22 protein-coding genes are annotated in these 22,309 nt (G+C 50.2%); 14 read left to right on the forward strand and 8 right to left on the reverse strand.

Annotated elements, in window-relative coordinates:
• Positions 1–3 precede the first annotated feature (3 nt).
• The 5 genes from kdsA to hemA form a co-directional block, all read right to left on the reverse strand.
• Positions 4–855 (reverse strand): 3-deoxy-8-phosphooctulonate synthase, encoded by an 852-nt coding sequence (gene kdsA, locus X965_RS07360; RefSeq protein WP_004237321.1) that lies wholly within the window; start codon positions 853–855, stop codon positions 4–6.
• 66 nt (positions 856–921) lie between these two features.
• Positions 922–1,728 carry an invasion regulator SirB1 gene (sirB1, locus tag X965_RS07365; protein ID WP_004237322.1) on the reverse strand — a complete coding sequence of 269 codons (807 nt, stop codon included), beginning with the start codon at positions 1,726–1,728 and terminating at the stop codon, positions 922–924.
• Entirely contained in the window at positions 1,725–2,561 is an 837-nt protein-coding gene (gene prmC / locus X965_RS07370; protein ID WP_004237323.1) for a peptide chain release factor N(5)-glutamine methyltransferase, read from the reverse strand. Before prmC ends, sirB1 begins: the two co-directional genes overlap by 4 nt.
• Complete coding sequence (gene prfA / locus X965_RS07375) at positions 2,561–3,643, reverse strand: peptide chain release factor 1 (RefSeq protein ID WP_004237324.1); 1,083 nt, start codon at positions 3,641–3,643, stop codon at positions 2,561–2,563. The genes prmC and prfA overlap by 1 nt, the downstream gene beginning before the upstream one ends.
• A 36-nt stretch (positions 3,644–3,679) precedes the next feature.
• Positions 3,680–4,942, reverse strand: a complete 1,263-nt coding sequence (gene hemA / locus X965_RS07380; protein WP_015422676.1) for a glutamyl-tRNA reductase — start codon at positions 4,940–4,942, stop codon at positions 3,680–3,682.
• Positions 4,943–5,222: 280 nt separating this feature from the next.
• Here hemA and lolB point away from each other — a divergent pair, with 280 nt between their 5' ends.
• The 3 genes from lolB to prs all read left to right on the forward strand — a co-directional run bounded on the left by lolB (position 5,223) and on the right by prs (position 7,736).
• On the forward strand, positions 5,223–5,852 hold the full coding sequence (lolB, locus tag X965_RS07385; RefSeq protein ID WP_004239473.1) for a lipoprotein insertase outer membrane protein LolB: 630 nt from the start codon (positions 5,223–5,225) through the stop codon (positions 5,850–5,852).
• Entirely contained in the window at positions 5,837–6,712 is an 876-nt protein-coding gene (gene ispE, locus X965_RS07390; protein ID WP_036417593.1) for a 4-(cytidine 5'-diphospho)-2-C-methyl-D-erythritol kinase, read from the forward strand. The genes lolB and ispE overlap by 16 nt, the downstream gene beginning before the upstream one ends.
• 76 nt (positions 6,713–6,788) lie before the next feature.
• Positions 6,789–7,736: a ribose-phosphate diphosphokinase gene (gene prs / locus X965_RS07395; protein WP_004239474.1), complete on the forward strand. Its 948-nt coding sequence runs from the start codon at positions 6,789–6,791 to the stop codon at positions 7,734–7,736.
• 97 nt (positions 7,737–7,833) lie between these two features.
• Here the strand turns inward: prs and X965_RS07400 are convergent, their stop codons facing one another.
• Complete coding sequence (locus X965_RS07400; protein WP_004237330.1) at positions 7,834–8,103, reverse strand: stress-induced protein YchH; 270 nt, start codon at positions 8,101–8,103, stop codon at positions 7,834–7,836.
• A 303-nt stretch (positions 8,104–8,406) separates the two neighbouring features.
• Here X965_RS07400 and pth point away from each other — a divergent pair, with 303 nt between their 5' ends.
• Complete coding sequence (gene pth, locus X965_RS07405) at positions 8,407–8,997, forward strand: aminoacyl-tRNA hydrolase (RefSeq protein WP_004239475.1); 591 nt, start codon at positions 8,407–8,409, stop codon at positions 8,995–8,997.
• 105 nt (positions 8,998–9,102) lie between these two features.
• Positions 9,103–10,194 carry a redox-regulated ATPase YchF gene (ychF, locus tag X965_RS07410; protein ID WP_004237332.1) on the forward strand — a complete coding sequence of 364 codons (1,092 nt, stop codon included), beginning with the start codon at positions 9,103–9,105 and terminating at the stop codon, positions 10,192–10,194.
• 46 nt (positions 10,195–10,240) lie between these two features.
• Here ychF and X965_RS07415 read toward each other — a convergent pair whose 3' ends face one another.
• Entirely contained in the window at positions 10,241–11,071 is an 831-nt protein-coding gene (locus X965_RS07415) for a DUF6216 family protein (protein WP_015422675.1), read from the reverse strand.
• A 284-nt stretch (positions 11,072–11,355) separates the two neighbouring features.
• Here X965_RS07415 and yedE point away from each other — a divergent pair, with 284 nt between their 5' ends.
• The 9 genes from yedE to X965_RS07460 all read left to right on the forward strand — a co-directional run bounded on the left by yedE (position 11,356) and on the right by X965_RS07460 (position 21,527).
• The gene (gene yedE, locus X965_RS07420) at positions 11,356–12,435 is read left to right on the forward strand and encodes a YedE family putative selenium transporter (RefSeq protein ID WP_036417595.1); all 1,080 of its coding nucleotides are present in this window, start codon (positions 11,356–11,358) and stop codon (positions 12,433–12,435) included.
• The gene (locus tag X965_RS07425; RefSeq protein WP_036417597.1) at positions 12,425–12,694 is read left to right on the forward strand and encodes a hypothetical protein; all 270 of its coding nucleotides are present in this window, start codon (positions 12,425–12,427) and stop codon (positions 12,692–12,694) included. Before yedE ends, X965_RS07425 begins: the two co-directional genes overlap by 11 nt.
• 169 nt (positions 12,695–12,863) lie before the next feature.
• Entirely contained in the window at positions 12,864–14,330 is a 1,467-nt protein-coding gene (locus X965_RS07430) for a TrkH family potassium uptake protein (RefSeq protein WP_036414684.1), read from the forward strand.
• Positions 14,331–14,422: 92 nt separating this feature from the next.
• A complete protein-coding gene (locus X965_RS07435) occupies positions 14,423–14,914 on the forward strand; it encodes a YbaK/EbsC family protein (protein WP_036417599.1) in 492 nt (163 codons plus the stop codon).
• A 503-nt stretch (positions 14,915–15,417) separates the two neighbouring features.
• Positions 15,418–16,392, forward strand: coding sequence for a substrate-binding domain-containing protein (locus X965_RS07440; RefSeq protein ID WP_004239483.1), 975 nt, complete (start codon positions 15,418–15,420; stop codon positions 16,390–16,392).
• Positions 16,393–16,452: 60 nt separating this feature from the next.
• Complete coding sequence (locus tag X965_RS07445; protein WP_036417601.1) at positions 16,453–17,946, forward strand: sugar ABC transporter ATP-binding protein; 1,494 nt, start codon at positions 16,453–16,455, stop codon at positions 17,944–17,946.
• Positions 17,939–18,934, forward strand: coding sequence for an ABC transporter permease (locus tag X965_RS07450; protein WP_036417603.1), 996 nt, complete (start codon positions 17,939–17,941; stop codon positions 18,932–18,934). The genes X965_RS07445 and X965_RS07450 overlap by 8 nt, the downstream gene beginning before the upstream one ends.
• On the forward strand, positions 18,934–19,881 hold the full coding sequence (locus X965_RS07455) for an ABC transporter permease (RefSeq protein WP_216598467.1): 948 nt from the start codon (positions 18,934–18,936) through the stop codon (positions 19,879–19,881). The genes X965_RS07450 and X965_RS07455 overlap by 1 nt, the downstream gene beginning before the upstream one ends.
• Positions 19,882–19,892: 11 nt before the next feature.
• Positions 19,893–21,527 (forward strand): FGGY-family carbohydrate kinase, encoded by a 1,635-nt coding sequence (locus X965_RS07460; protein ID WP_004237342.1) that lies wholly within the window; start codon positions 19,893–19,895, stop codon positions 21,525–21,527.
• 151 nt (positions 21,528–21,678) lie between these two features.
• Here X965_RS07460 and X965_RS07465 read toward each other — a convergent pair whose 3' ends face one another.
• On the reverse strand, positions 21,679–22,143 hold the full coding sequence (locus X965_RS07465) for an Lrp/AsnC family transcriptional regulator (protein WP_004237343.1): 465 nt from the start codon (positions 22,141–22,143) through the stop codon (positions 21,679–21,681).
• Positions 22,144–22,309 lie beyond the last annotated feature (166 nt).

Here is a 22,309-nt window from a genome sequence, read left to right on the forward strand (position 1 = left end):
AAATTATTCGGTATCCAGCTCAGGGAAGCTTTTCACCAGATCGTCGATGGCTTTAACCTGCTGCAGGAACGGCTCCAGTTTTGCCAGCGGCAGCGCGGAAGGACCATCACAACGGGCATTATCCGGGTCCGGATGTGCTTCCAGGAACAGACCGGCCAGGCCGACGGCCATCCCGGCGCGGGCCAGTTCAGCCACCTGACCACGGCGGCCGCCGGATGCGGCACCAAACGGGTCACGGCATTGCAGGGAATGTGTGACATCGAAAATCACCGGGCAACCGCCGGACGCTTTTTCCATCACTTTAAAGCCCAGCATATCCACAACCAGGTTGTCATAACCGAAGTTTGCACCGCGATCACATAAAATGATCTGGTCATTGCCGCCTTCACGGAATTTTTCCGCGATATTACCAACCTGCCCCGGGCTGATAAACTGCGGTTTTTTGATGTTAATGACCGCACCGGTTTTCGCCATGGCTTCTACCAGGTCAGTCTGACGCGCCAGGAAGGCCGGTAACTGGATCACATCCACCACGTCCGCCACCGGCTGTGCCTGCCAGGATTCGTGAACGTCGGTAATAATTTTCACACCGAAGGTTTTTTTCAGCTCTTCAAAAATCTTCATCCCTTCCTCAAGGCCCGGACCACGGTAAGAATTGATGGAAGAGCGGTTTGCCTTGTCAAAAGAGGCTTTGAAGACGTACGGAATATTCAGCTTCTGCGTGACAGTCACGTAATGTTCGCAGATTTTCATCGCCAGATCGCGGGATTCAAGGACGTTCATGCCGCCGAACAGAACAAACGGCAGCGCGTTGCCGACACGAATATCCCCGATAGATACGACTTTCTGTTGCATGGTATAACCTTTTGGCAGAGGCAATTAAATTGCGTTTATGAAAATATGTAAAACGATATCCGTTTATCAGTGCAGAACGATATGCTGCTGTTCGTAAGTGTGGATCTGCATTTTTATCATTTCAGATACCGGATCCTGCGGACATTGCTCAATAAAATAATTCAGATCGGAAACTGCAATATGGCTGCAGTCCAGCTGGGCATAAATCAGCCCGCGATCACGGATTTCATACGGGTCATCCGGATCAAATAATAAAATGGTTTCGCTGACTTTCAGTGCCTGCTCCATTTTTTTCTCTTCCATCAGCGCGACTTTAATACTGTCGAGGTATTTGCGCACCACATGGCTGTTTTCGGCTTCTTCGAGATCATCCCCGGTCAGGTGATGCGCCGGGCTGACTGTGCCTTTAATCCAGACATCCAGCGTGTGCTGATCCAGCAGATCGCCGTTAATCGGGTTAATAAACAGGGTTTCGTCATCAAGATCCGCCCGCAGAATCAGCTGGGTCGGGAAAACCACCGGCACAACCGGCAAACCGATGGCCTGTGCAATATGCAGAAACAGGATGCCGAGTGATACCGGCGAGCCGCGCTGAGTACGCAGCACATTATCCAGCCACAGCGTGTCAGACAGCGAATAAACGCCGCTGGCGCCGCTGAACTGCCATTTGTGGTAAAAGAGTGTGATCAGGGTCTGTAAACAGGTATGTTCGTCGGAATACGGCGGGAGGCGTTTACGGGTCTGACGGATAAGTTCATTGATGTGTGCTTCTGCCTTTTCCCGGTCAAAATCCGGACGGACAGTTTTTAACACTAACATAATGCCGCTCAGTAACGGCGCACCATTGAATTCAAAATCGGCAATGCTTTTCATTTCTCTTCCCGTTGACCTAAAGTAACCCGATCATTTCCGCCATAATCGCGGCGGGTTTCCACCCGGTAAAATCCGTTTTCCCGGAACAGTTCGCGGACAGCGTCTCCCTGCCGCCAGCCATGTTCCACAATCAGCCACCCGCCCGGTGTCAGATAATGAGCGGACTGCGCAGCGATTTCCGCCAGATCGGCCAGGCCGTTCTGCGGGGCGACCAGCGCACTGCGCGGCTCGAAACGGACATCCCCCTGCACCAGATGCTCATCATTCTCATCAATATATGGCGGGTTACTCACTATCATAGCAAATTGATGAATCGGCAGTGAAGCAAACCAGCGACTTTCTTTAAAGGTTGTATTCGTCAGCCCCAGACGGGCGGCATTGCGCTGTGCCAGCGCCACCGCATCCGGCTGGATATCCGCCCCGGTCACATGGCAATCCGGCCGTTCAGAGGCCAGTGCCAGCGCAATCGCGCCGGTGCCGGTACCGAGATCCAGAATATCGCAGGATGCTGCCGGTAACAATTCCAGCGCTGCCTCCACCAGACATTCGGTATCAGGACGCGGAATAAGTGTGGCGGGAGACACTTCCAGCGGCAGTGACCAAAACTCGCGCACACCGGTGATATACGCCACCGGCTCGCCCTGCTCCCGGCGGACAAGCAGCGCCTCAAGACGCTGCTGTTCATCCCCGCTGAGCGGGGTTTCATCAAAAGCAATAATGTAGCTGCGGGTTCGGCCGGTGACAAACGTCAGCAGGATTTCCGCATCCCGTTTCGGGCTGTCGCTGTGACTTAAACGGCTGACAGCCTCTGCCAGCCAGGTCCGGAACGTCATCAGTCCTGCTCAGACAGCGCGGCGAGCTGATCTGCCTGATATTCGTTCACCAGCGGCTGGATCAGTGCATCCAGCTTACCTTCCATGACCTCATCCAGACGGTACAGAGTCAGGTTGATACGGTGATCCGTCACCCGTCCCTGCGGGAAGTTATAGGTGCGGATCCGATCCGAACGGTCACCGGAACCCAGCAGGTTGCGGCGCTCAGAGGCTTCCGCCTCATGACGGCGGGACTCTTCCGCCGCTTTGATTCGTGCGGCCAGCACCGAGAGTGCTTTGGCTTTGTTTTTGTGCTGCGAACGCTCGTCCTGGCACTCCACCACAATCCCGGTCGGAATATGAGTGATACGGATAGCGGAATCCGTGGTGTTAACGTGCTGACCACCGGCCCCGGATGAACGGAAGGTATCAATGCGCAGATCCGCCGGGTTGATATCCGGCAGTTCCGCTTCCGGGACTTCCGCCAGCACCGCGACAGTACAGGCTGAAGTGTGAATACGGCCCTGGGATTCGGTTTCCGGCACACGCTGCACGCGGTGGCCGCCGGATTCAAATTTCAGGTTACCGTAGGCATTTTCACCAGTGACTCTGAAAATAATCTCTTTATATCCGCCGTGCTCGCCGTCGTTACTGTTCATGATCTCAATCCGCCAGCGGCGTGATTCCGCATAACGGCTGTACATACGGAACAGATCACCGGCAAACAGCGCCGCTTCATCGCCGCCGGTGCCCGCACGGACTTCCAGGAAGCAGTTGCGTTCATCATCCGGATCTTTCGGCAGTAATAAGACCTGTAATTCCTGTTCTAAGGTTTCATTCCGCAGTTTTGCGTCTTTCAGCTCTTCCTGTGCCATTTCCTTCATTTCAGGATCATCAAGAAGCATTTGGGCGGTGTCGATATCATCCTGAATGGTCTGCCAGGCTTCAAAACATTTCGCAACGTCAGTCAGCTGCGCATATTCTTTCGACAAGGCACGGAATTTATTCTGATCAGCGATAACATCGGCGTCCGCTAGGTGCGCCTGAATTTCTTCATAACGTTCTTTCAATGCTTCCAGTTTTGCGACAATAGAAGGCTTCATTCGTAGTCTGCTACCTTAAAAAATATATAGAGGAAGTTAATGATGCTCCAGCCCGAGGCTGTCGCGTAACAGAGTCAGACGACCGGTATCACCGTCACCGGCGGCCTGCTGAAGTGATTTGGTTGGTGAGTGGATCAGGCGGTTGGTCAGCTGCTGTGACATCTGGTTGATAACCTCTTCCGGGTCATGCCCCTGCTGAATCAGTGCCACGGCTTTTGCGGCCATGGCGGCGCGGATCTCTTCAGCCTGTTCGCGGTATTCGCGGATCGTATTGACCGCGCTCTGGGCGCGCAGCCATTCCATAAAGTGCCCGCTTTCCTGCACCACAATGGATTCCGCCTTTTGTGCCGCCACCTGGCGCTGCGCCAGATTGTGCTCAATAATCGCCTCAAGATCATCCACAGTGTAGAGATAAACGTTACTGAGTTTTTCCACATCGGCTTCGATATCACGGGGAACCGCAATATCCACCAGCAGCATCGGGCGGTTACGGCGCGCTTTCAGGGCGCGTTCCACCATACCTTTACCGATAATCGGCAACGGGCTGGCCGTGGAGCTGATAACAATATCCGCTTCCGCCAGCCGGCTGTCGATTTCCGGCAGTGTGATCACCTCTGCATTGACTTCCTGCGCCAGCACGCGGGCCCGCTCGCGGGTACGGTTGGCGATCATCATGTGTTTTACGCCGTGCTCGTTCAGGTGACGGGCCACCAGCTCGATGGTTTCCCCCGCCCCGACCAGCAGGATATTCAGTCTGGATAAGGATTCGAAAATCTGACGCGCCAGGGTACAGGCGGCAAACGCCACCGATACCGCATTGGCACCGATATCGGTTTCAGTACGCACCCGTTTGGCGACAGAGAAAGATTTCTGGAACAGGCGTTCCAGTTCACGGGAAAGTGAACGGTATGTCTGTGACTGAGCAAAGGCTTTTTTGACCTGCCCCAGGATCTGCGGCTCGCCGAGTACCAGGGAATCCAGCCCGCTGGCCACCCGCATCAGATGACTGACAGCTTCATTATCCTGATGCCAGTAAAGGCTGGACATCAGTTCCTGCGGGTTGATGTTGTGATAGCGGCACAGCCAGTCAATCAGTTGATCGCGCTGATTATTCTGTTCATCCACACTGAGATAGATTTCTGTCCGGTTGCAGGTAGACAGCACAACGCCGCCGCTCACGGACGGTTGTTCGAGCAGATTGGTTAATGCCGCTTCCATGCTGTCCGGTGAGAAAGTCACTTTCTCACGTAAGGCAACAGGTGCGGTTTTATGGTTAATGCCGAGAGCTAATAGAGTCATATCCTGCAATACAGACCGGGGTAAGTGTGTAAAATACCGGTTAAGTATACCGGAAATCAACACCCTTACTAAGGATAACTGCATGCATTTTAGCAGCCGATCCCGCGCAATTAAAGCGTTAAACGGGAAACAGTGATAATAAGCACGTAATGCGGTGCGCAACAGGCCGTGTCAGCCGGGCGGATAATTGCGTAAATCAGCGTAAGAGAGGTAGGAAACAGCCACTGAAACAGGCACAATACTGTTATTGCTTTTATAAGTTGTTAAAGGAAATTACAACGTGGCCTCTATTCAATTACCGCGCTTTATCCGGCTTCTGCCCCTGTGCAGCCTGATACTTGCCGCCTGTACCCTGCCCGACAATACAGAGAAAGGCGATGTTTCCGCCACCTCTGCCGGCTGGAAAGCACAGACAGAACAAATAAATCAGTTACAGCGTTATCAGACGCGCGGCTCGTTTGCCTACATCGGTACCACCCAGAAAACCTATGCCCGTTTCTTCTGGCAGCAGTATTCCCCGGACAACTACAAACTGCTGCTCACCAACCCGGTCGGCAGCACCGAGCTGGAACTGATTGTCAAAGACGGCCAGACCCAGCTGACCGATAACAAAGGTCAGAAATATTACAGTGATGATCCGGACAGCATGATTTACCAGCTGACCGGTATGACTATCCCGATGGAAAATCTGCGTCAGTGGATTGTCGGCCTGCCGGGTGACGCGCAGTCCTATGCCATCAGCAATCAGTATCACCTGAAAGCGCTGAGCTGGGCTCAGGGCATGGAAAAGTGGAAAGTCACTTATCAGTCCTATGATGAAAAAGTCTCCCCGCAACTGCCGAACCGCCTGGATATCGAACAGGGTGATAACCGCATCAAGCTGAAAATGGATTCATGGACACTCAACTGACATCACTGACCTGGCCGTCCCCCGCCAAGCTGAACCTGTTTTTATATATCACAGGCCGCCGCGCGGACGGCTATCATACGCTGCAAACCCTGTTTCAGTTTCTGGATTATGGTGACAGCGTCACAATTACACCACGTACTGACGGTGAAATTCGTCTGCTGACCCCGCTTGCCGGCGTACCGGATGAGCAAAACCTGGTGATCCGCGCCGCCCGTCTGTTACAGATTTATGCACGGGAGCATCACCTGACAGCGGATTTACCCGGTGCGGATATTGCCGTTAAAAAAATTCTGCCGATGGGCGGTGGTATCGGTGGCGGTTCCTCCAATGCTGCCACAGTGCTTATCGCTCTCAACTATCACTGGCAGTTACAGTTACCCGACGAAACGCTTGCAGAGCTGGGTGTGATGCTCGGTGCGGATGTCCCGGTATTTGTCCGGGGCCACGCGGCAATTGCTGAAGGAATAGGCGAAATTCTGCACCCTGCGTCTCCGCCGGAACGCTGGTATCTGGTTGCACACCCCGGAATTTCGGTTCCGACACCGCTTATCTTCACAGATCCGCAATTAATTCGCGACACGCCGATCCGCTCTCTGGCCGCATTATTACAGGCTCCGTACGCAAATGACTGTGAACCGATTGCAAGAAAACGTTTTCGTGAGGTTGATTGCCTTCTTTCCTGGCTGCTACAATATACTCCGTCACGCCTGACCGGTACGGGTGCATGTGTGTTCGGAGAGTTCGAAAACCAGGCAGCCGCCCGACAGGTGTTAATTAACGCGCCGGCGTGGGTGAAGGGCTTTGTGGCACGTGGTGTCAACATTTCGCCGCTTCATCAGTTCCGCGCTGGTCTACTGTAATTGCCCCTGATTCCGTCTCCGGACGCTTTCAGGTTCACAATTCAATCTCTCTGGACGCATGCCTGAGGTTTTTCTCGTGCCTGATATGAAGCTTTTTGCTGGTAACGCCATCCCGGAACTAGCACAACGTGTTGCCAACCGCCTGTACACTAACCTCGGAGACGCTGCGATCGGTCGTTTCAGCGACGGTGAAGTCAGTGTTCAAATCAATGAAAACGTGCGTGGTGGTGATGTTTTCATCATCCAGTCCACCTGTGCGCCGACCAACGATAACCTGATGGAACTGGTTGTCATGGTTGATGCACTGCGCCGTGCTTCTGCGGGTCGTATCACTGCTGTTATCCCGTATTTCGGCTATGCCCGTCAGGATCGCCGCGTCCGCTCAACGCGTGTGCCAATCACCGCGAAAGTGGTCGCTGACTTCCTCTCAAGTGTGGGTGTTGACCGTGTGCTGACAGTGGATCTTCACGCTGAGCAGATTCAGGGCTTCTTCGATGTTCCGGTTGATAACGTCTTCGGCAGCCCAATCCTGCTGGAAGATATGCTGCAGAAAGATCTGGACAACCCGATTGTGGTTTCTCCGGATATCGGTGGTGTGGTCCGCGCCCGTGCGATCGCCAAACTGCTGAACGACACTGATATGGCTATCATCGACAAACGCCGCCCGCGTGCGAACGTTTCTCAGGTGATGCATATCATCGGTGATGTTGCCGGTCGTGACTGTGTACTGGTTGACGATATGATCGATACCGGGGGCACGCTGTGCAAAGCTGCGGAAGCACTGAAAGAACGTGGTGCGAAACGTGTGTTTGCATACGCAACTCACCCTATCTTCTCCGGCAACGCGGTCAACAATATCCGTGATTCTGTGATTGATGAAGTGATTGTCTGTGACACCATTCCGTTATCAGCTGAAATCAAAGCACTGAATAAAGTCCGTTCTCTGACTTTATCCGGAATGCTGGCAGAAGCCATCCGCCGTATCAGTAATGAAGAGTCTATCTCCGCGATGTTCGAACACTGATTTCATAATCAGTATACACATTGCGTGCTTAAACCCGTTGTGAAGACAACGGGTTTTTTGTTGGCAGGCATTTTAACCGTTAGCGATAATATTTCGTTTACGGCATCCGGCGGCGGTAGCGGCTGTGGAAATGACGCAGCCAGTAATATTTATCCGCAATGGATTCACGGCGCCCGCTCAGACCGGCTCCGCCCAGCCACACCAGGGCACCGATAAAGATCCCCATCAGGGAGGCTTCGGAATAGATATCCGGTAAAGGAAGTGCAAAAATAAGGACACCGACAGTAAAGGCCATACTGCCGACCATCAACAGCATACCGACAACCATCAGCAGGTTACCGAGCAATAAGGATAATTTACGTTTCATAGGGACCTCCGCCACTCTTTTGTCTGCTAACAACTCAAAGTACGAAAGTAGGAATTCCTTCTTGACATAGATTATAGCCCGAATTGATACGTATATGTTGCGTATGAGATCACATAGACCAAAAATAAAACTTTTTATTTGGCTTATTGTGCCAAAAAGCGAAACTTAATAATTCATCGCTAAATTATTGCACAAATAGTCACATCCGTCCGGGAAGGACGTTTCTTTTGTACTCCGCGCGGGTGACGGGTAGAATAGCCCTCTTTGCAGTCAAAACCTGCCTGAACAACAAGTGATACAAGTGTGAGTCAGATAAAATTAATTGTGGGGCTGGCCAACCCCGGTGCGGAATACGCCCAAACCCGCCACAATGCCGGTGCCTGGTATGTGGATGAACTGGCCCGCCGTTATAATCAGTCATTAAAATCAGAAAGTAAGTTTTACGGTTATACCGCGCGTCTGAATATTCAGGGGAATGATGTCCGCCTGCTGGTACCGACCACCTTTATGAACCTGAGCGGCAAAGCAGTCGGTGCCCTCGCCGGTTTTTACCAGATTGCCCCGGATGAAATTCTGGTGGCACATGACGAGCTGGATCTCCCGCCCGGCGTGGCAAAAATGAAGCTCGGCGGCGGCAACGGCGGTCATAACGGTCTGAAAGATATCCAGAGCAAATTGGGTAACAACCCGAACTTTCATCGTCTGCGTATCGGCATCGGCCATCCGGGTGATAAAAGCAAAGTTGTCGGTTTTGTACTGGGCAAGCCCCCCGCCTCCGAACAACAACTGATTGATGAGACCATCGATGAAGCTGTGCGCTGCACCGATGTGCTGATGAAAGACGGCATGGCAAAAGCCATTTCACGTCTGCATACATTTAAAGCCGGTCAGTGAGCCGCAGGTATCGTCTGTTTATCCGTAACCGTGTATAATCGGCGGCAATATTTAACGTGCTTGCAGGCCGTTTTGGTCTGCTGTCATTTTTAAGGTGAAGAATTTATGGGTTTCAAATGTGGTATCGTCGGTCTGCCGAACGTCGGGAAATCAACGCTGTTTAACGCGCTGACCAAAGCAGGTATTGAAGCGGCGAACTTTCCGTTCTGTACAATTGAGCCGAACACCGGCGTGGTGCCGATGCCGGATGCCCGTCTGGATGCACTGGCGGAAATCGTAAAACCACAGCGTATTCTGCCGACCACCATGGAATTCGTCGATATCGCCGGTCTGGTGAAAGGCGCCTCCAAAGGTGAAGGTCTGGGTAACCAGTTCCTGACCAACATCCGTGAAACAGAAGCTATCGGCCACGTTGTCCGCTGCTTTGACGATGATAACATTGTTCACGTTTCCGGCCGTGTTAACCCGGCAGAAGATATTGATACCATCAATACCGAACTGGCGCTGGCTGACCTCGACACCTGTGAACGTGCTATCCACCGTGTGCAGAAACGCGCCAAAGGCGGCGACAAAGACGCGAAACTGGAGCTGGAAGTACTGGAAAAATGCCTGCCGCTGCTGGAAAACGCACAGATGCTGCGCACACTGAACCTGAATAAAGAAGAAATGGGGGCGATCCGCTACCTGAGCTTCCTGACCCTGAAACCAACCATGTACATTGCCAACGTCAATGAAGATGGCTTTGAAAACAACCCGTATCTGGATCAGGTGCGTGAAATCGCAGAGAAAGAAGGTTCAGTTGTGGTGCCGGTATGCGCGGCAATCGAATCCGATATCGCTGAGCTGGAGGATGGTGACCGCGAAGAGTTTATGGCTGACCTCGGTATCGAAGAACCGGGCCTGAACCGCGTGATCCGCGCAGGTTACGCCCTGCTTAACCTGCAGACCTATTTCACCGCCGGTGTGAAAGAAGTCCGTGCATGGACTATCCCTGTCGGCGCAACCGCCCCGCAGGCAGCCGGTAAAATCCACACCGACTTTGAAAAAGGCTTTATCCGCGCCCAGACCATCGCATTTGAGGATTTCATCCAGTACAAAGGCGAACAAGGTGCAAAAGAAGCCGGTAAAATGCGCGCAGAAGGTAAAGATTACATTGTGAAAGACGGCGACGTACTGAATTTCCTGTTTAATGTGTAATCTATATTCATAAGGCATCCGGGAGGATGCCTTACCTGATATATATTTATTTCCGTTTCTTATATAATTTTATTTTATTAAACAGCATCTTTCTTGCATCCAGAGTGTATGATAAAAACAGCATATACTTAAATCGGAATACTGATACGAGTAATATCACTATAGCTAAAAAACCATATACCAATCGTTGTTCCTTTATTAATTTCACAAGATAATCCTGGTCTGATTTATTATCAAAGGTGTTACAAATCATAGTGACCGTATCCTTATCTAAGGTTGATTTTATTTCTTCCGGAGATAAACAGTTATCTTTATTTACTATCCACGCTGGCGTATTCCCGCCAAAATACTGATATTCACGGGCACCATCTTTATTAATCAAAAACCACTCTGAATTATTGATACTGACCAATCCGGCAGGTTTGACGGCTATATTTAAAACCGGAATAAAAACCAGCGTAAGCAAAAATGCAATCTCTACCGGAAGGGAGAAAAATAATATCTTATTGATTTTTTTAATTTTTAATCTCTCAATGCAGAGGTTGCTTTTAAGCTTAGATATTAATTTAAAATCCAATTCGAACTTTCTGACCCAATGTTGAAATTTCTTTTTTTGCCGCTTCGATACTGCACTCGTGTTATAATAATAATTAAATTCTTCAATTTCTAATATATCATTAATAAAATCATTTTTATCCTTATAATTAAACCCAATACAAACCCTCCATATCCTTCTGACAACAGAAAATCCTGATTTTGATTTCTTCCTTATATAATAAAACAAGCCAATTGTTATTGATAAACATAAAATAAAAACCATTTCTTTGTTAAAAATTGATGATACATAAGATATTGATGTCTCAAATGAAATTGGCATTTTATTTATCATCCGCTAGTTAAATTGAGAATAAATTTTAATAAAAATTATGGCTGTAAACAATAGTGTTGTTACCTTTTATATCTCAATTTTTTATCAGCGATAACCTTCATCAGGATGATTTTACTATCTGCATCATTGTTCCGTGAATTTACGGAGATTAGTTATTGCTTTCAAAATCTTTGACCCGGGTAAAAGATATTATTTGTCACTGCGGTACATTGACCCTGTGCTTAATAGGTTCTATTAGTCAGGAGATAACATCTCCATAACGGAGTCATATAATGTCCGCAACAAAAATAATTATCATCATTTCCGGTATTATTATAGGGATCAGTGCTGTAGTCCTTGGTATATACGGAAACCCGCCAAATATGGGTGTTTGTGTCGCTTGTTTTATCCGGGATAGTGCAGGCAGTATGGGATTGCATAATACCGAAACCGTCCAATATCTTCGTCCTGAAATTTTTGGTTTTATTCTCGGCTCATTCGGGGCTGCGGTTATTTTTAAAGAATTTCAGTCCAAGGCCGGTTCTGCACCGGTTATCCGCTTTACACTCGGTTTTCTGATGATGGCCGGTTGTCTGGTTTTTTTAGGATGTCCGCTGCGGATGATCCTGCGGATTGGTGCCGGTGATTTAAATGCGGTTGTCGGGTTATTCGGCCTGGTCGCCGGTATTGGTATCGGCAGTCTGTTTATTAAGAAAGGATTTTCATTACCGCGTAATTATCAGCAGTCTGCCGCTGAAGGCTTAATATTACCGGCGGTGTGTCTGGTCTTATTTGTGCTGTTTATTATCGACAGTTCCATTTTCAAATCCAGTGTCAAAGGGCCGGGAGCCGCTCATGCTCCGGTCTGGATGGCAATAACCGCCGGGCTTATTATCGGGGTGATTATTCAGCGTACCCGTTTCTGTTTTATCGGTATGGCTAAAAATATCTTCCTGTCCCGCAATTACACGATGGCAATCGGCGTTCTCGCCCTGCTGCTGGTTGTTATTGCCGGTAATATGCTCACCGGAAAAATCAATATCGGGTTTGATAATCAGCCGATTGCCCATAATGACGGGCTGTGGAATTTCCTCTCCATGTCACTGGTCGGATTATGTGGTGTCTTTATTACCGGCTGCCCGCTGCGGCAATTAGCCAATGCCGGACAGGGTAATACCGATGCGGCTGTCAGCGTGCTGGGGATGCTGACCGTTGCGGCTTTTGCGCATAATTTTTCCTATGCCTCAAGCCCTGCCGGTGTGACTGAAAACGGCAAACTGGTTGTTATTATTGGCCTGGTACTGACCATCGCCGTCGGTATTATTTATACCCGGCTTGCCAATAAAAAATCCGGAGCTGAGAATGCCGCATAACGGTCTGTTTCATAACTATCTGTTCCTGTTCCATGTGCAGCACGGATTAAAAAAGCTGAAAATCCGTTTGCAGGAAGATTCCGTGGCATCATCCGTTATTGATGCGCCGCGCAGGATCACCACGGAATGTGAAACCGCGCTGGCTGTGCAATTTTCCGCTGAAAATGATTATCTGAAGTATGCCGGTGAAAATGTCCGTGAAATCTGGCGGACGGACGGTTCGGATTATCAGCGGGTGTGGGCTGACGAAACGATGTAATATGGCTTTTTTGTGCCGTTATACTGACAGAAGGCTGCTGCCGGTTGCAGCCTTTTTTGATCCTGCTGCGCTGTTCAGCTGAAAACAATTTACAATCAGCGGCAATCAGTTCACTATCAGCTATTTCGTATTATCTGCTGTTTATTTTAGAAAATCCGGTGGTCATCCTGTGATATCAACCCGTTCCCGAGTCATTATCCATCTGAGCAGTTTTCTGATAGTGATTTACAGCCTGACACTGCTATTACCGATGCTGGTTGCGCTTATTGCGCAGGAGCAGAGTTTTTTCGCGTTTGCCGGCAGTTTCCTGATTTTCTTTCCGGCCGGGTTAGTGTGCTGGTACCGCAGTAAAACCACCGGGCTGCAATTACAGACGCGGGACGGCTTCCTGGTTATTGCGGTATTCTGGCTGTTATTTTCTGTTATCAGCGCCATGCCGTTCTGGCTGGATGACCATCTGAATATGGCTTTTGAGGATGCCTTATTTGAAGGTGTTTCCGGTATTACCACCACCGGCGCCTCAGTATTTCACAATGTCACTGATTTGCCCCGCTCGGTTTTATATTACCGCGCCCAGCTTAATTTTATCGGCGGTCTGGGGGTTATTGTCCTGGCGGTGGCGATATTTCCGCTGCTGGGTATCGGGGGAATGCGTTTATATCAGTCCGAAATGCCGGGTCCGTTTAAAGATGAGAAATTAACGCCCCGTTTAGCCAGCTCCGCCCGCAATTTGTGGTTCACCTATTTATTACTGGGATTTTGCTGCACCGTTGCTTTTAAACTGGCCGGAATGACCTGGTTTGATGCCTTATGCCACGGGCTGTCGACCGTCTCTCTCGGCGGGTTTTCCACTTACAGTGAAAGTATCGGCTATTTTAACAGCTCCGCGATTGAGTTAGTGGCAGGGGCTTTTTCATTATTATCCGCCGTCAACTTTACCCTTTATTTTGTGGCGCTGGCAAAACGCAGCCTGAAGCCCTTATTCAGTAATACGGAATTACGTTTCTATTTTGCCGTGGCGGCATTGATTATCGGGCTGGTCTTTTTTGAAGTATGGCGGGCAAATATGTATTCGTCTGCCGAAGAATCCTTTGTGCATGCTTTTTTCCTCACCAGTTCCATGCTGACAGATAACGGGCTTGCCACCGGTGATTATGCGCAGTGGCCGTCTCATATTATTGTTCTCTTATTATTTGCCAGTTTTTTCGGTGGTTGTGTCGGCTCCACCTGCGGCGGAATAAAAGCGATCCGGTTTTTAATTCTCTCCAAACAGAGCTGGCGGGAAGTCTATTCCCTGATCCACCCGAAAGCACAAACCCTGATCAAAGTCGGTGATACCGTTGTGCAGCACCGGCTGATCAATTCCGTTCTGAGCTTTTTCTTCCTTTATGTTATTTGTACCTGCTTTTTTATCTGGTGCCTTAATCTGATGGGGTACGATTTAATGACCTCATTTGCCAGTGTCGCCGCCTGTATTAATAATATGGGGCTGGGATTCGGGTTAACAGCCCCCGGGTTCGGGGAGATCTCTCCGGCGGCAAAATACCTGCTCTGTTTCGCCATGTTATTAGGCCGTCTGGAGATTTATACCCTGCTGGTGCTGTTATCGGTCAGTTTCTGGCGTAACTGGCCGTAGTTCACATCACATTCCGGACGCAAACACATTGGTTTTCCCTGTATTTTTGATTACCGTGACCGGTAGTCAAAATAAGAAACAGGGAAAGCCGTATGTCTTCATCAGATAATATCCTCCGCAAAATCACCACCCTTCTGGATAATCACCATGCCCGCTATGAAATCATGAGCCATGATGCACTCGGTTTTACCTCTGATGAAGTGGCTCAGGTGCGCGGTGTTGAATTGGGGCAATGCACCAAAGCCGTGGTGTTAAAAGTGAAAGGCAACGGCGTGAAGAAAAATGTGCTGGCGGTATTGCCCGGAGATGAAAAAATTGACGGCGAAAAACTGGCCGGTTTTTTCGGTGCGAAAAAGATTTCCTTTGCCACCGCTGAACAGGTGAAAACACTGACTGATTGTGTCCCCGGGGCACTGGCACCTTTTACATTTAATCCGGAACTGGAGCTGGTGATTGACCCGGTTTTGTTTGAACGCTACACCGATATCGCCTTCAATGCCGGAACGCTGACAGAAACCATTGTGCTGAATGCAGAGGATTACCGGACGATTGTGAAACCACAGGAGTTCAGTTTTATTCTGTGATACGTTTCAACAACCACCAGCGAAAATTACAGTAAAATCAAATAATAAGTAAATCACATCTGTTGTTTGTGTTGTTTTATTTCAGAATTAATATCACCTGCTGATTTTATTTTGTGATTTAAGTTACATTAAAATGAAACACATTACATTGTTGCATTACAAACAATCGGTTCAGCGCGATTTTATCGTAATCCGTAAGTATTTTCACAAATGTCAATAAAAATACTTTCCGTATGGCAATAATAAAACGCATGAATTGTTTCTATTTGTGGGTTATTTTGTTAATTTTACGTTTCATTGATATGGTTTCATGTAATTTAATTACAATCATCGTTAACTGAAACAATTTGTTATCAAATTAATAACACACATATATCAATAATGGGCACAGATCACATTTTTAAGTTCTTCCTCCCCTTTTTATCATTCCTGCTCCTATAGTCAGGCTTCTATTTGGTCTCCCTGCAACACTCTCTGTATCCATATAAAAAGGGTTATTACCGATGAAGAAATCATTTTTTAAAGTTGCGGCATTATCTGTTGCACTCTTTTCCGCCAGCGTCATGGCAAAAGAATACGAAATCGTCAACGTCGTCAAAGTCTCCGGGATTCCGTGGTTTAACCAGATGGATAAAGGGGTTCAGCAGGCGGCAAAAGATCTGGGCGTCAATGCTTACCAGGTCGGGCCTTCCACGCCGGATCCGGCTCAGCAGGTAAAAATCATTGAAGACCTGATTGCCAAGAAAGTTGATGCCATCACCGTGGTACCGAATGACGTGACTGTTCTTGAGCCGGTCTTTAAGAAAGCCCGCGAACAGGGAATCATTGTGCTGACTCACGAAGCACCGGATGGCCATAACGCTGACTGGGATATCGAAACTATCGATAACGATGCTTATGCCAAAGCAACCATGGATGAACTGGCGAAAAACATGGGCGGCAAAGGCGGCTATGTGATTTATGTCGGCTCCCTGACCGTTCCTCTGCACAACAACTGGGCAAACCTGGCGGTTGAGTATCAGAAGAAAACCTATCCGGAAATGTTTGAAGTGACCAGCCGTATGCCGGTTGCCGAAAGCATTGATGCCTCTTTCGCGGCAACCAATGACCTGATGAAAGCCCATCCTGAAATGAAAGGGATTGTTTCTTACGGTTCACTGGGCCTGATTGGTGCCGGTGAGGCCATCAAGAAAAAACGTGCGAAAAACAAAATCAGCACCGCGGGTATCCTGATGCCTGCACAGGCTGCACCGTATCTGAAAGGCGGCGAAATCAAGAAAGGTTTCCTGTGGAACCCGGCTGATGCGGGTTACGCGCTGGTGTCTGTCTCCAAAGATATGCTGGACGGCAAAAAAGTAACTGACGGTGTGGAAGTCAAAGATCTGGGTAAAGCTGAAATCGATACTCAGAAACAGGTGATAAAATTCAATAAAATCCTGGAAGTTGACGGCAATAACGCCACCTCGCTCGGTTTCTGATCCTTCTTCATTTTTTGTTAAAAAGGGCAGCATCCGTGCTGCCCTGTCATGGGCTGGTATATGTCAAAAGACGCACTGATTACCTTAAAACAGGTTTCCAAACACTTCGGCTCCGTCATTGCACTCGATAATATAAATCTGACGTTTAACCGGGGTGAGGTTCATTGTCTCGCCGGCAAGAATGGCTGCGGCAAAAGTACCTTATTCAAGGTGATCTCCGGGGTTCATCCGCCGGAAAAGGGCGCAGAAATTATTATTAACGGGCAGAGCTACAACAGGTTAACCCCGCAGCAATCTATTGAGCAGGGTATCCAGGTGATTTACCAGGATCTCTCGCTCTTTCCTAACCTGACTGTTGCTGAAAACATTGTGATTCAGGAACATGTTAAGTGGTACAAAGGGCTGGCTAACCGCCGCCGCCAGATGAAACAGGCGCAGGAAATTATCAGCCGTATTGGCTTGTCCCTGCCCCTGCATAAACGTGTTGAACAACTTTCCATTGCTGAATGTCAGCTGGTTGCTATCTGCCGCGCGATGGCAAATGACGCCCGGCTGGTAATTATGGATGAACCGACAGCCTCACTGACGCGCAGTGAAGTCAATCAGCTGATCCGCGTGGTCGCTGATCTGAAAGCCAACGGCGTCACCGTGGTGTTTGTCAGCCATAAACTGGATGAAGTGATGGAAATTTCCGACCGGATCTCCGTGATCCGTGACGGGAAACTGATCGGAACTTATGATGCGGATAAGATGAACAGCGATGAGCTGGCATATCTTATGACCGGTCAGCGTTTCGAGTTCACACCGCTTTCTGCGTACAACACCGGGGGACTCTTACGTCTCAGCGCAGAGAAACTGACAAAGCAACATCAATTTTATGATATTGACCTGAAGCTGCATGCCGGCGAAGTAGTCAGCATTACCGGGCTGCTCGGTTCCGGACGCACAGAGTTGTGTCTGTCACTGTTCGGCATGACGAAACCGGACAGCGGCACCCTGCTGATCAACGGTTCACCGGTTAAGCTGCACTCCAACCGGGATGCGATTAACCACGGCATAGGCTATGTGTCGGAAGACCGCATGAGCACGGGGCTGGTGATGGCGCAGTCCATTCACGACAACACCACCTCCGTGATGCTGCCGCGTCTGACCCGCAAAGGCGGACTGCTCGATCACACCCGGGCGCATGAACTGGTCAGCGGACTGATTGAGGCACTGCAGATAAAAGTGTCCGATCCGGCGTTGCCGGTCACCAGTCTGTCCGGCGGGAATGCCCAGCGCATTGCGATCGCCAAGTGGATTGCGGCAAAACCGGATATTCTGATCCTCGATTCCCCGACAGTCGGCGTGGATGTCGCCAATAAAGAGAGTATTTATCAGATCATCAGAATGCTGGCCGCCGAAGGCATGGCGATTTTAATGATCAGTGATGAAATTCCTGAAGTATTCTATAACAGTCACCGGGTCATTGTGATGAAAGAAGGTCGTTTTACCCATGAGTTCAATCCGTTAACCACAACGGAGCAGGCAATCACGGAGGCGGTTAATGCTTAAGTCATGTCGTCATCTGTTTGCACATCATGAGTTCTGGCTGGCGGTATTAATTGTGCTGCTCAGTGTGTTTCTCAGCATCACCAATGAAGATTTTATGACATTGGGCAATGTGTTTGATATGACCACCAGCACCGCCATTCTGGCGATTATGGCCTGTGGTCTGTTTGTGGTGCTGGTCTCCGGCGGGATTGATATCTCCTTCCCGGCCACGGCGGCCACCGCGCAGTATGTGATGGCGACGTATGTGCTGTCACAGGGCGGCAATTTCTTTATCGCCTTTGCTATCGCAGCGGTTGTTGGTTTACTGCTGGGGCTGATCAACGCCCTGCTGATTTACCGCCTGAAAGTACCGTCTATTATTATCACCATTTCCACCCTGAACGTCTTTTTCGGCCTGCTGATCTATTTCACCAACGGCGAATGGCTGTACGGCTTCCCGGAGTGGTTTATGGATGGGGTTGAGGTGATGTCATTTACCGGCAGCGACGGTTATGACTACGGCCTGTCCCTGCCGATCCTGACCCTGATCACCGTAATTATTTTCACCGGCTTTCTGATGAGCAAAACCCGCATCGGCCGTCAGATTTATGCGGTCGGCGGTAATGCGGATGCCGCAAAGCGTGTCGGTATCAGTATTCTCGGCGTGATGCTGTTTGTTTACGGCTATATGGGCGCGCTGGCGGGGATTGCTTCTGTGGTGCAGACGCAGATCACCCAGTCCGTTGCACCGAATGCCCTGATGGGCTTTGAACTGACAGTGCTGGCAGCCGTGGTATTAGGCGGTGTCAGTATGACCGGCGGCAAAGGCTCTCTTACCGGGGTGATCCTCGGGGTTGCCCTGCTGGCAATTGTCAAAAACGGCCTGACCCTGGCCGGTGTTCCGTCTTACTGGCACACCGTACTGACCGGGCTTATCATTGTTATCAGTATCAGTTTCACCGCGTATAACGAAAAACGCCGTGCCGCTACGGGAGGTCATCTGTCATGATGTCAATGCTGAATCTGCGGAGTGACCGCAACATTATTTACCTGCTGGTGATCATGGCCGCTATCCTGCTGTTGCAGGGGATGTTTAATGCAGGTGCGTTTTTCTCTGTTTCCAACTTCCAGTCAATGACGTCCCAGATGCCGCTGCTCGGTATGCTGGCACTGGCGATGTCTGTCTGTATGCTGACCGGCGGGATCAACCTGTCCATTATCGCGACCACCAATGCCTGCGGGCTGGTGATGGCGAGTGTGATGGCCATGAGTCCGGGTGATGGCGCCATGTTACTGCCTGCCCTGCTGGCCGGGCTGATCACTGCCGTGATTATCGGGCTGATCAACGGTTTCCTGATTGCCTTTGTCGGCGTGTCTCCGATCCTCGCCACCCTCGGGATGATGACGTTAATCAACGGTCTGAATGTGCTTATTTCCGGCGGTACCGTGATTTCCGGCTTCCCGCCGTCACTGCTGTGGCTCGGTAACGGTACCCTTCTCGGTATTCCGATGCCGCTGATCCTGTTCCTGCTGTTTGCGTTCCTGCTGTGGGGATTACTGGAATATACGCCGCTCGGCCGTACCGTTTATCTGATGGGTTCCAATGAGAAAGCAACACGTTTTTCCGGCCTGAATACACAGAAAACCATTATGGCGGTGTATGTGATTTCATCTGTTCTGTGCTGGGTGGCCGCGATTATTATGATGGCTAAGTTTAACTCCGCCAAAGCGGGATACGGGGAGTCTTACCTGCTGATCGCTATTCTCGCCTCTGTGCTCGGCGGCGTGAACCCGGACGGTGGTTTCGGACGCATTATCGGCATTGTGCTGGCCTTGTTTGTCTTACAGATGCTGGAAAGCGGCCTGAACCTGCTGGGTGTCAGCAGTTACCTCATCATGGCACTGTGGGGCGGTATTCTTATCTTATTTATTGCATTGCAGAAAGCCCGGTCATAAGGGAGCGGATTATGAGTGTCTATTTTATTGGTGTGGATGTCGGGAGCGGCAGCGCCCGGGCCGGGGTTTTTGATGCTGCCGGACGCAAAAAAGGCGAAGCAAAGCGGGATATCCGTCAGTTCAAACCACAGGCGGATTATGTGGAACAATCCTCCGATGATATCTGGCGCAGTGTGTGCCTCGCGGTAAAAGATGCGGTGGCACAGGCACGTATCGACCCGATTCAGGTCAAAGGCCTCGGTTTTGATGCCACCTGCTCCCTGGTGGTGCTGGATAAACAGGGTCAGCCGCTGACGGTCAGCCCGACCGGCCGCAGCGAGCAGAACATTATTATGTGGATGGATCACCGGGCTATCAGTCAGGCGCAGCGGATCAATGACACCAAACATCCGGTGCTGGCGTATGTCGGCAACCGCATCTCGCCGGAGATGGAAACACCGAAACTGTTATGGCTGAAGCAGAACATGCCGACCACCTGGGCGAAAGCGGGCTATTTCTTTGATCTGCCGGATTTTCTGACCTGGAAAGCAACCTATACCAACAGCCGGTCACTCTGCTCCACCGTGTGTAAATGGACCTACCTCGGCCATGAAGATCGCTGGGATACCCATTTCTTCCGCCAGATTGGCCTGGAAGATCTTCTGGAAAACGATGCGCAGATTATCGGCCGCGAAATCCGCCCGATGGGTGAGCCGGTCGGTAACGGCCTGACACCAAACGCAGCGGCAGATTTGGGGCTGATCCCGGGCACGCCGGTTGCCACCTCGATTATTGATGCACACGCCGGCGGTATCGGCGTGCTGGGTGCCGCAGATGCCACCGGCGCACAACCGGATTTCAACACCCGGCTGGCGCTGATCGGCGGTACTTCATCCTGTCATATGGCGGTATCCAAAAATGCCCGCTTTATCGACGGGATCTGGGGTGCCTATTACAGTGCTATGATTCCGGGTTACTGGCTGAATGAAGGCGGACAATCCGCAACCGGCGCGCTGATCGACCATATGATCACGTCACACCCGCAGTACAGTGACGCGAAAAAACTGGCTGAACAGAACCAGCAGACGGTGTATCAGCTCCTCAACGACCGCCTGCTGGCACTGGCGGGTTCAAAAGAGGATATTGCCCTGCTGACACGGCATATCCATGTGCTGCCTTATTTCCACGGCAACCGCTCGCCGCGTGCAAACCCGAATCTGCGCGGTGTGGTGACCGGTCTGCGTATGACCCAGACCCTTGATGATCTCGCGCTGATTTATCTGGCGACCATCCAGGCGATTGCGCTGGGCACCCGTCATATCATTGAAGAGATGAATAAAGCCGGATATGCCATTGATACCATCATGGGTTGCGGCGGCGGCACCAAGAACCCGATCTTTATTCAGGAACACGCTAATGCCACCGGATGCGCCATGCTGCTGCCGGAAGAGAGTGAAGCGGTTCTGCTGGGTTCGGCCATGCTCGGCTCTGTGGCTGCGGGCTTTTATGCCTCTATCCCGGAAGCGATGCAGGCCATGAGCCGGATCAGCAAAACCGTGACACCGCAGACAGAGAGCATCAAACAGTTTTATGATGCCAAATACCGCGTATTCCATCAGTTGTATCATGATGATCAGCGTTACCGGCAACTGATGTCCGAAGTATAATATTCTGGTTTTATCTGCAGAGGCGCGTTTTTTAACGCGCCTTTTTCTTTGCCTCTGATTTGACCCTCATCACAAAATCACTGCGCAATCCTGTTGCTTATAACCTGCATGAGTGCACAATTCTGTTGCTTTTCGTGATAATCCTCACAGTTTACAGGGGTAACGCGTGTGTCACCTTCAGGGTTTCCATCGGCACTTCCGTTTTAACGCTTTGAATACTTGGGATTTGTGTCAGATGATCGGCATGAAAGCGGCGGTATGAGGTCAGGTCTTTGGTCACAATGCGGATCATCGCATCGCATTCACCGGCCATCAGATGACACTCCACAATCTCCGGCATTTCATTAATGGCCGCGACAAAATCATTGATAGTCTGTGCGTCCTGCCCCTTAAACCAGATACGGGCATAGAGCATCAGCCCAGCGCCTATCTTGCTGCCGTCCAGAATCGCCGCATAGCGCCTGATAACGCCGGTTTCCTCCAGACGACGTACCCGTCTCAGACAGGGTGACGGAGAGAGCCCCACTTCGCGTGCCAGCTCCACATTCTGCATTCTGCCGTTACGTTGCAGCTGGTCCAGGATCCGCCGATCCATCTTATCCAGTTCAATTGACATTTAAATCACCACCTGATAGTTTCCGCGCAATAATATTGCTAAGAATAGTTTTTTCGGGTCAATTTAACAACCTAATTTCCCGCAAAGCCCCGTATAATTTGCATAACAAATCATGACGTCACAATATTGAATTAAATTCTTAATATTCAACAGATTGTGAATTATT

It is taken from the genome of Morganella sp. EGD-HP17 (assembly GCF_000512315.2).
In the GTDB taxonomy this organism is placed as follows: Bacteria; Pseudomonadota; Gammaproteobacteria; order Enterobacterales; family Enterobacteriaceae; genus Morganella; species Morganella morganii.

Bases quoted from the DNA above. Each gene is read 5' to 3' on its own strand.
- X965_RS07415 (WP_015422675.1), bottom strand. From the start codon at position 11,071: ATGCCAATTTCATTTGAGACATCAATATCTTATGTATCATCAATTTTT.
- kdsA (WP_004237321.1), bottom strand. From the start codon at position 855: ATGCAACAGAAAGTCGTATCTATCGGGGATATTCGTGTCGGCAACGCG.
- X965_RS07445 (WP_036417601.1), top strand. From the start codon at position 16,453: ATGTCAAAAGACGCACTGATTACCTTAAAACAGGTTTCCAAACACTTC.
- hemA (WP_015422676.1), bottom strand. From the start codon at position 4,942: ATGACTCTATTAGCTCTCGGCATTAACCATAAAACCGCACCTGTTGCC.
- X965_RS07440 (WP_004239483.1), top strand. From the start codon at position 15,418: ATGAAGAAATCATTTTTTAAAGTTGCGGCATTATCTGTTGCACTCTTT.
- prfA (WP_004237324.1), bottom strand. From the start codon at position 3,643: ATGAAGCCTTCTATTGTCGCAAAACTGGAAGCATTGAAAGAACGTTAT.
- X965_RS07400 (WP_004237330.1), bottom strand. From the start codon at position 8,103: ATGAAACGTAAATTATCCTTATTGCTCGGTAACCTGCTGATGGTTGTC.
- sirB1 (WP_004237322.1), bottom strand. From the start codon at position 1,728: ATGAAAAGCATTGCCGATTTTGAATTCAATGGTGCGCCGTTACTGAGC.
- X965_RS07465 (WP_004237343.1), bottom strand. From the start codon at position 22,143: ATGTCAATTGAACTGGATAAGATGGATCGGCGGATCCTGGACCAGCTG.
- X965_RS07435 (WP_036417599.1), top strand. From the start codon at position 14,423: ATGTCTTCATCAGATAATATCCTCCGCAAAATCACCACCCTTCTGGAT.
- X965_RS07455 (WP_216598467.1), top strand. From the start codon at position 18,934: ATGTCAATGCTGAATCTGCGGAGTGACCGCAACATTATTTACCTGCTG.
- X965_RS07450 (WP_036417603.1), top strand. From the start codon at position 17,939: ATGCTTAAGTCATGTCGTCATCTGTTTGCACATCATGAGTTCTGGCTG.
- yedE (WP_036417595.1), top strand. From the start codon at position 11,356: ATGTCCGCAACAAAAATAATTATCATCATTTCCGGTATTATTATAGGG.
- ispE (WP_036417593.1), top strand. From the start codon at position 5,837: ATGGACACTCAACTGACATCACTGACCTGGCCGTCCCCCGCCAAGCTG.
- prmC (WP_004237323.1), bottom strand. From the start codon at position 2,561: ATGACGTTCCGGACCTGGCTGGCAGAGGCTGTCAGCCGTTTAAGTCAC.
- ychF (WP_004237332.1), top strand. From the start codon at position 9,103: ATGGGTTTCAAATGTGGTATCGTCGGTCTGCCGAACGTCGGGAAATCA.
- X965_RS07460 (WP_004237342.1), top strand. From the start codon at position 19,893: ATGAGTGTCTATTTTATTGGTGTGGATGTCGGGAGCGGCAGCGCCCGG.
- X965_RS07425 (WP_036417597.1), top strand. From the start codon at position 12,425: ATGCCGCATAACGGTCTGTTTCATAACTATCTGTTCCTGTTCCATGTG.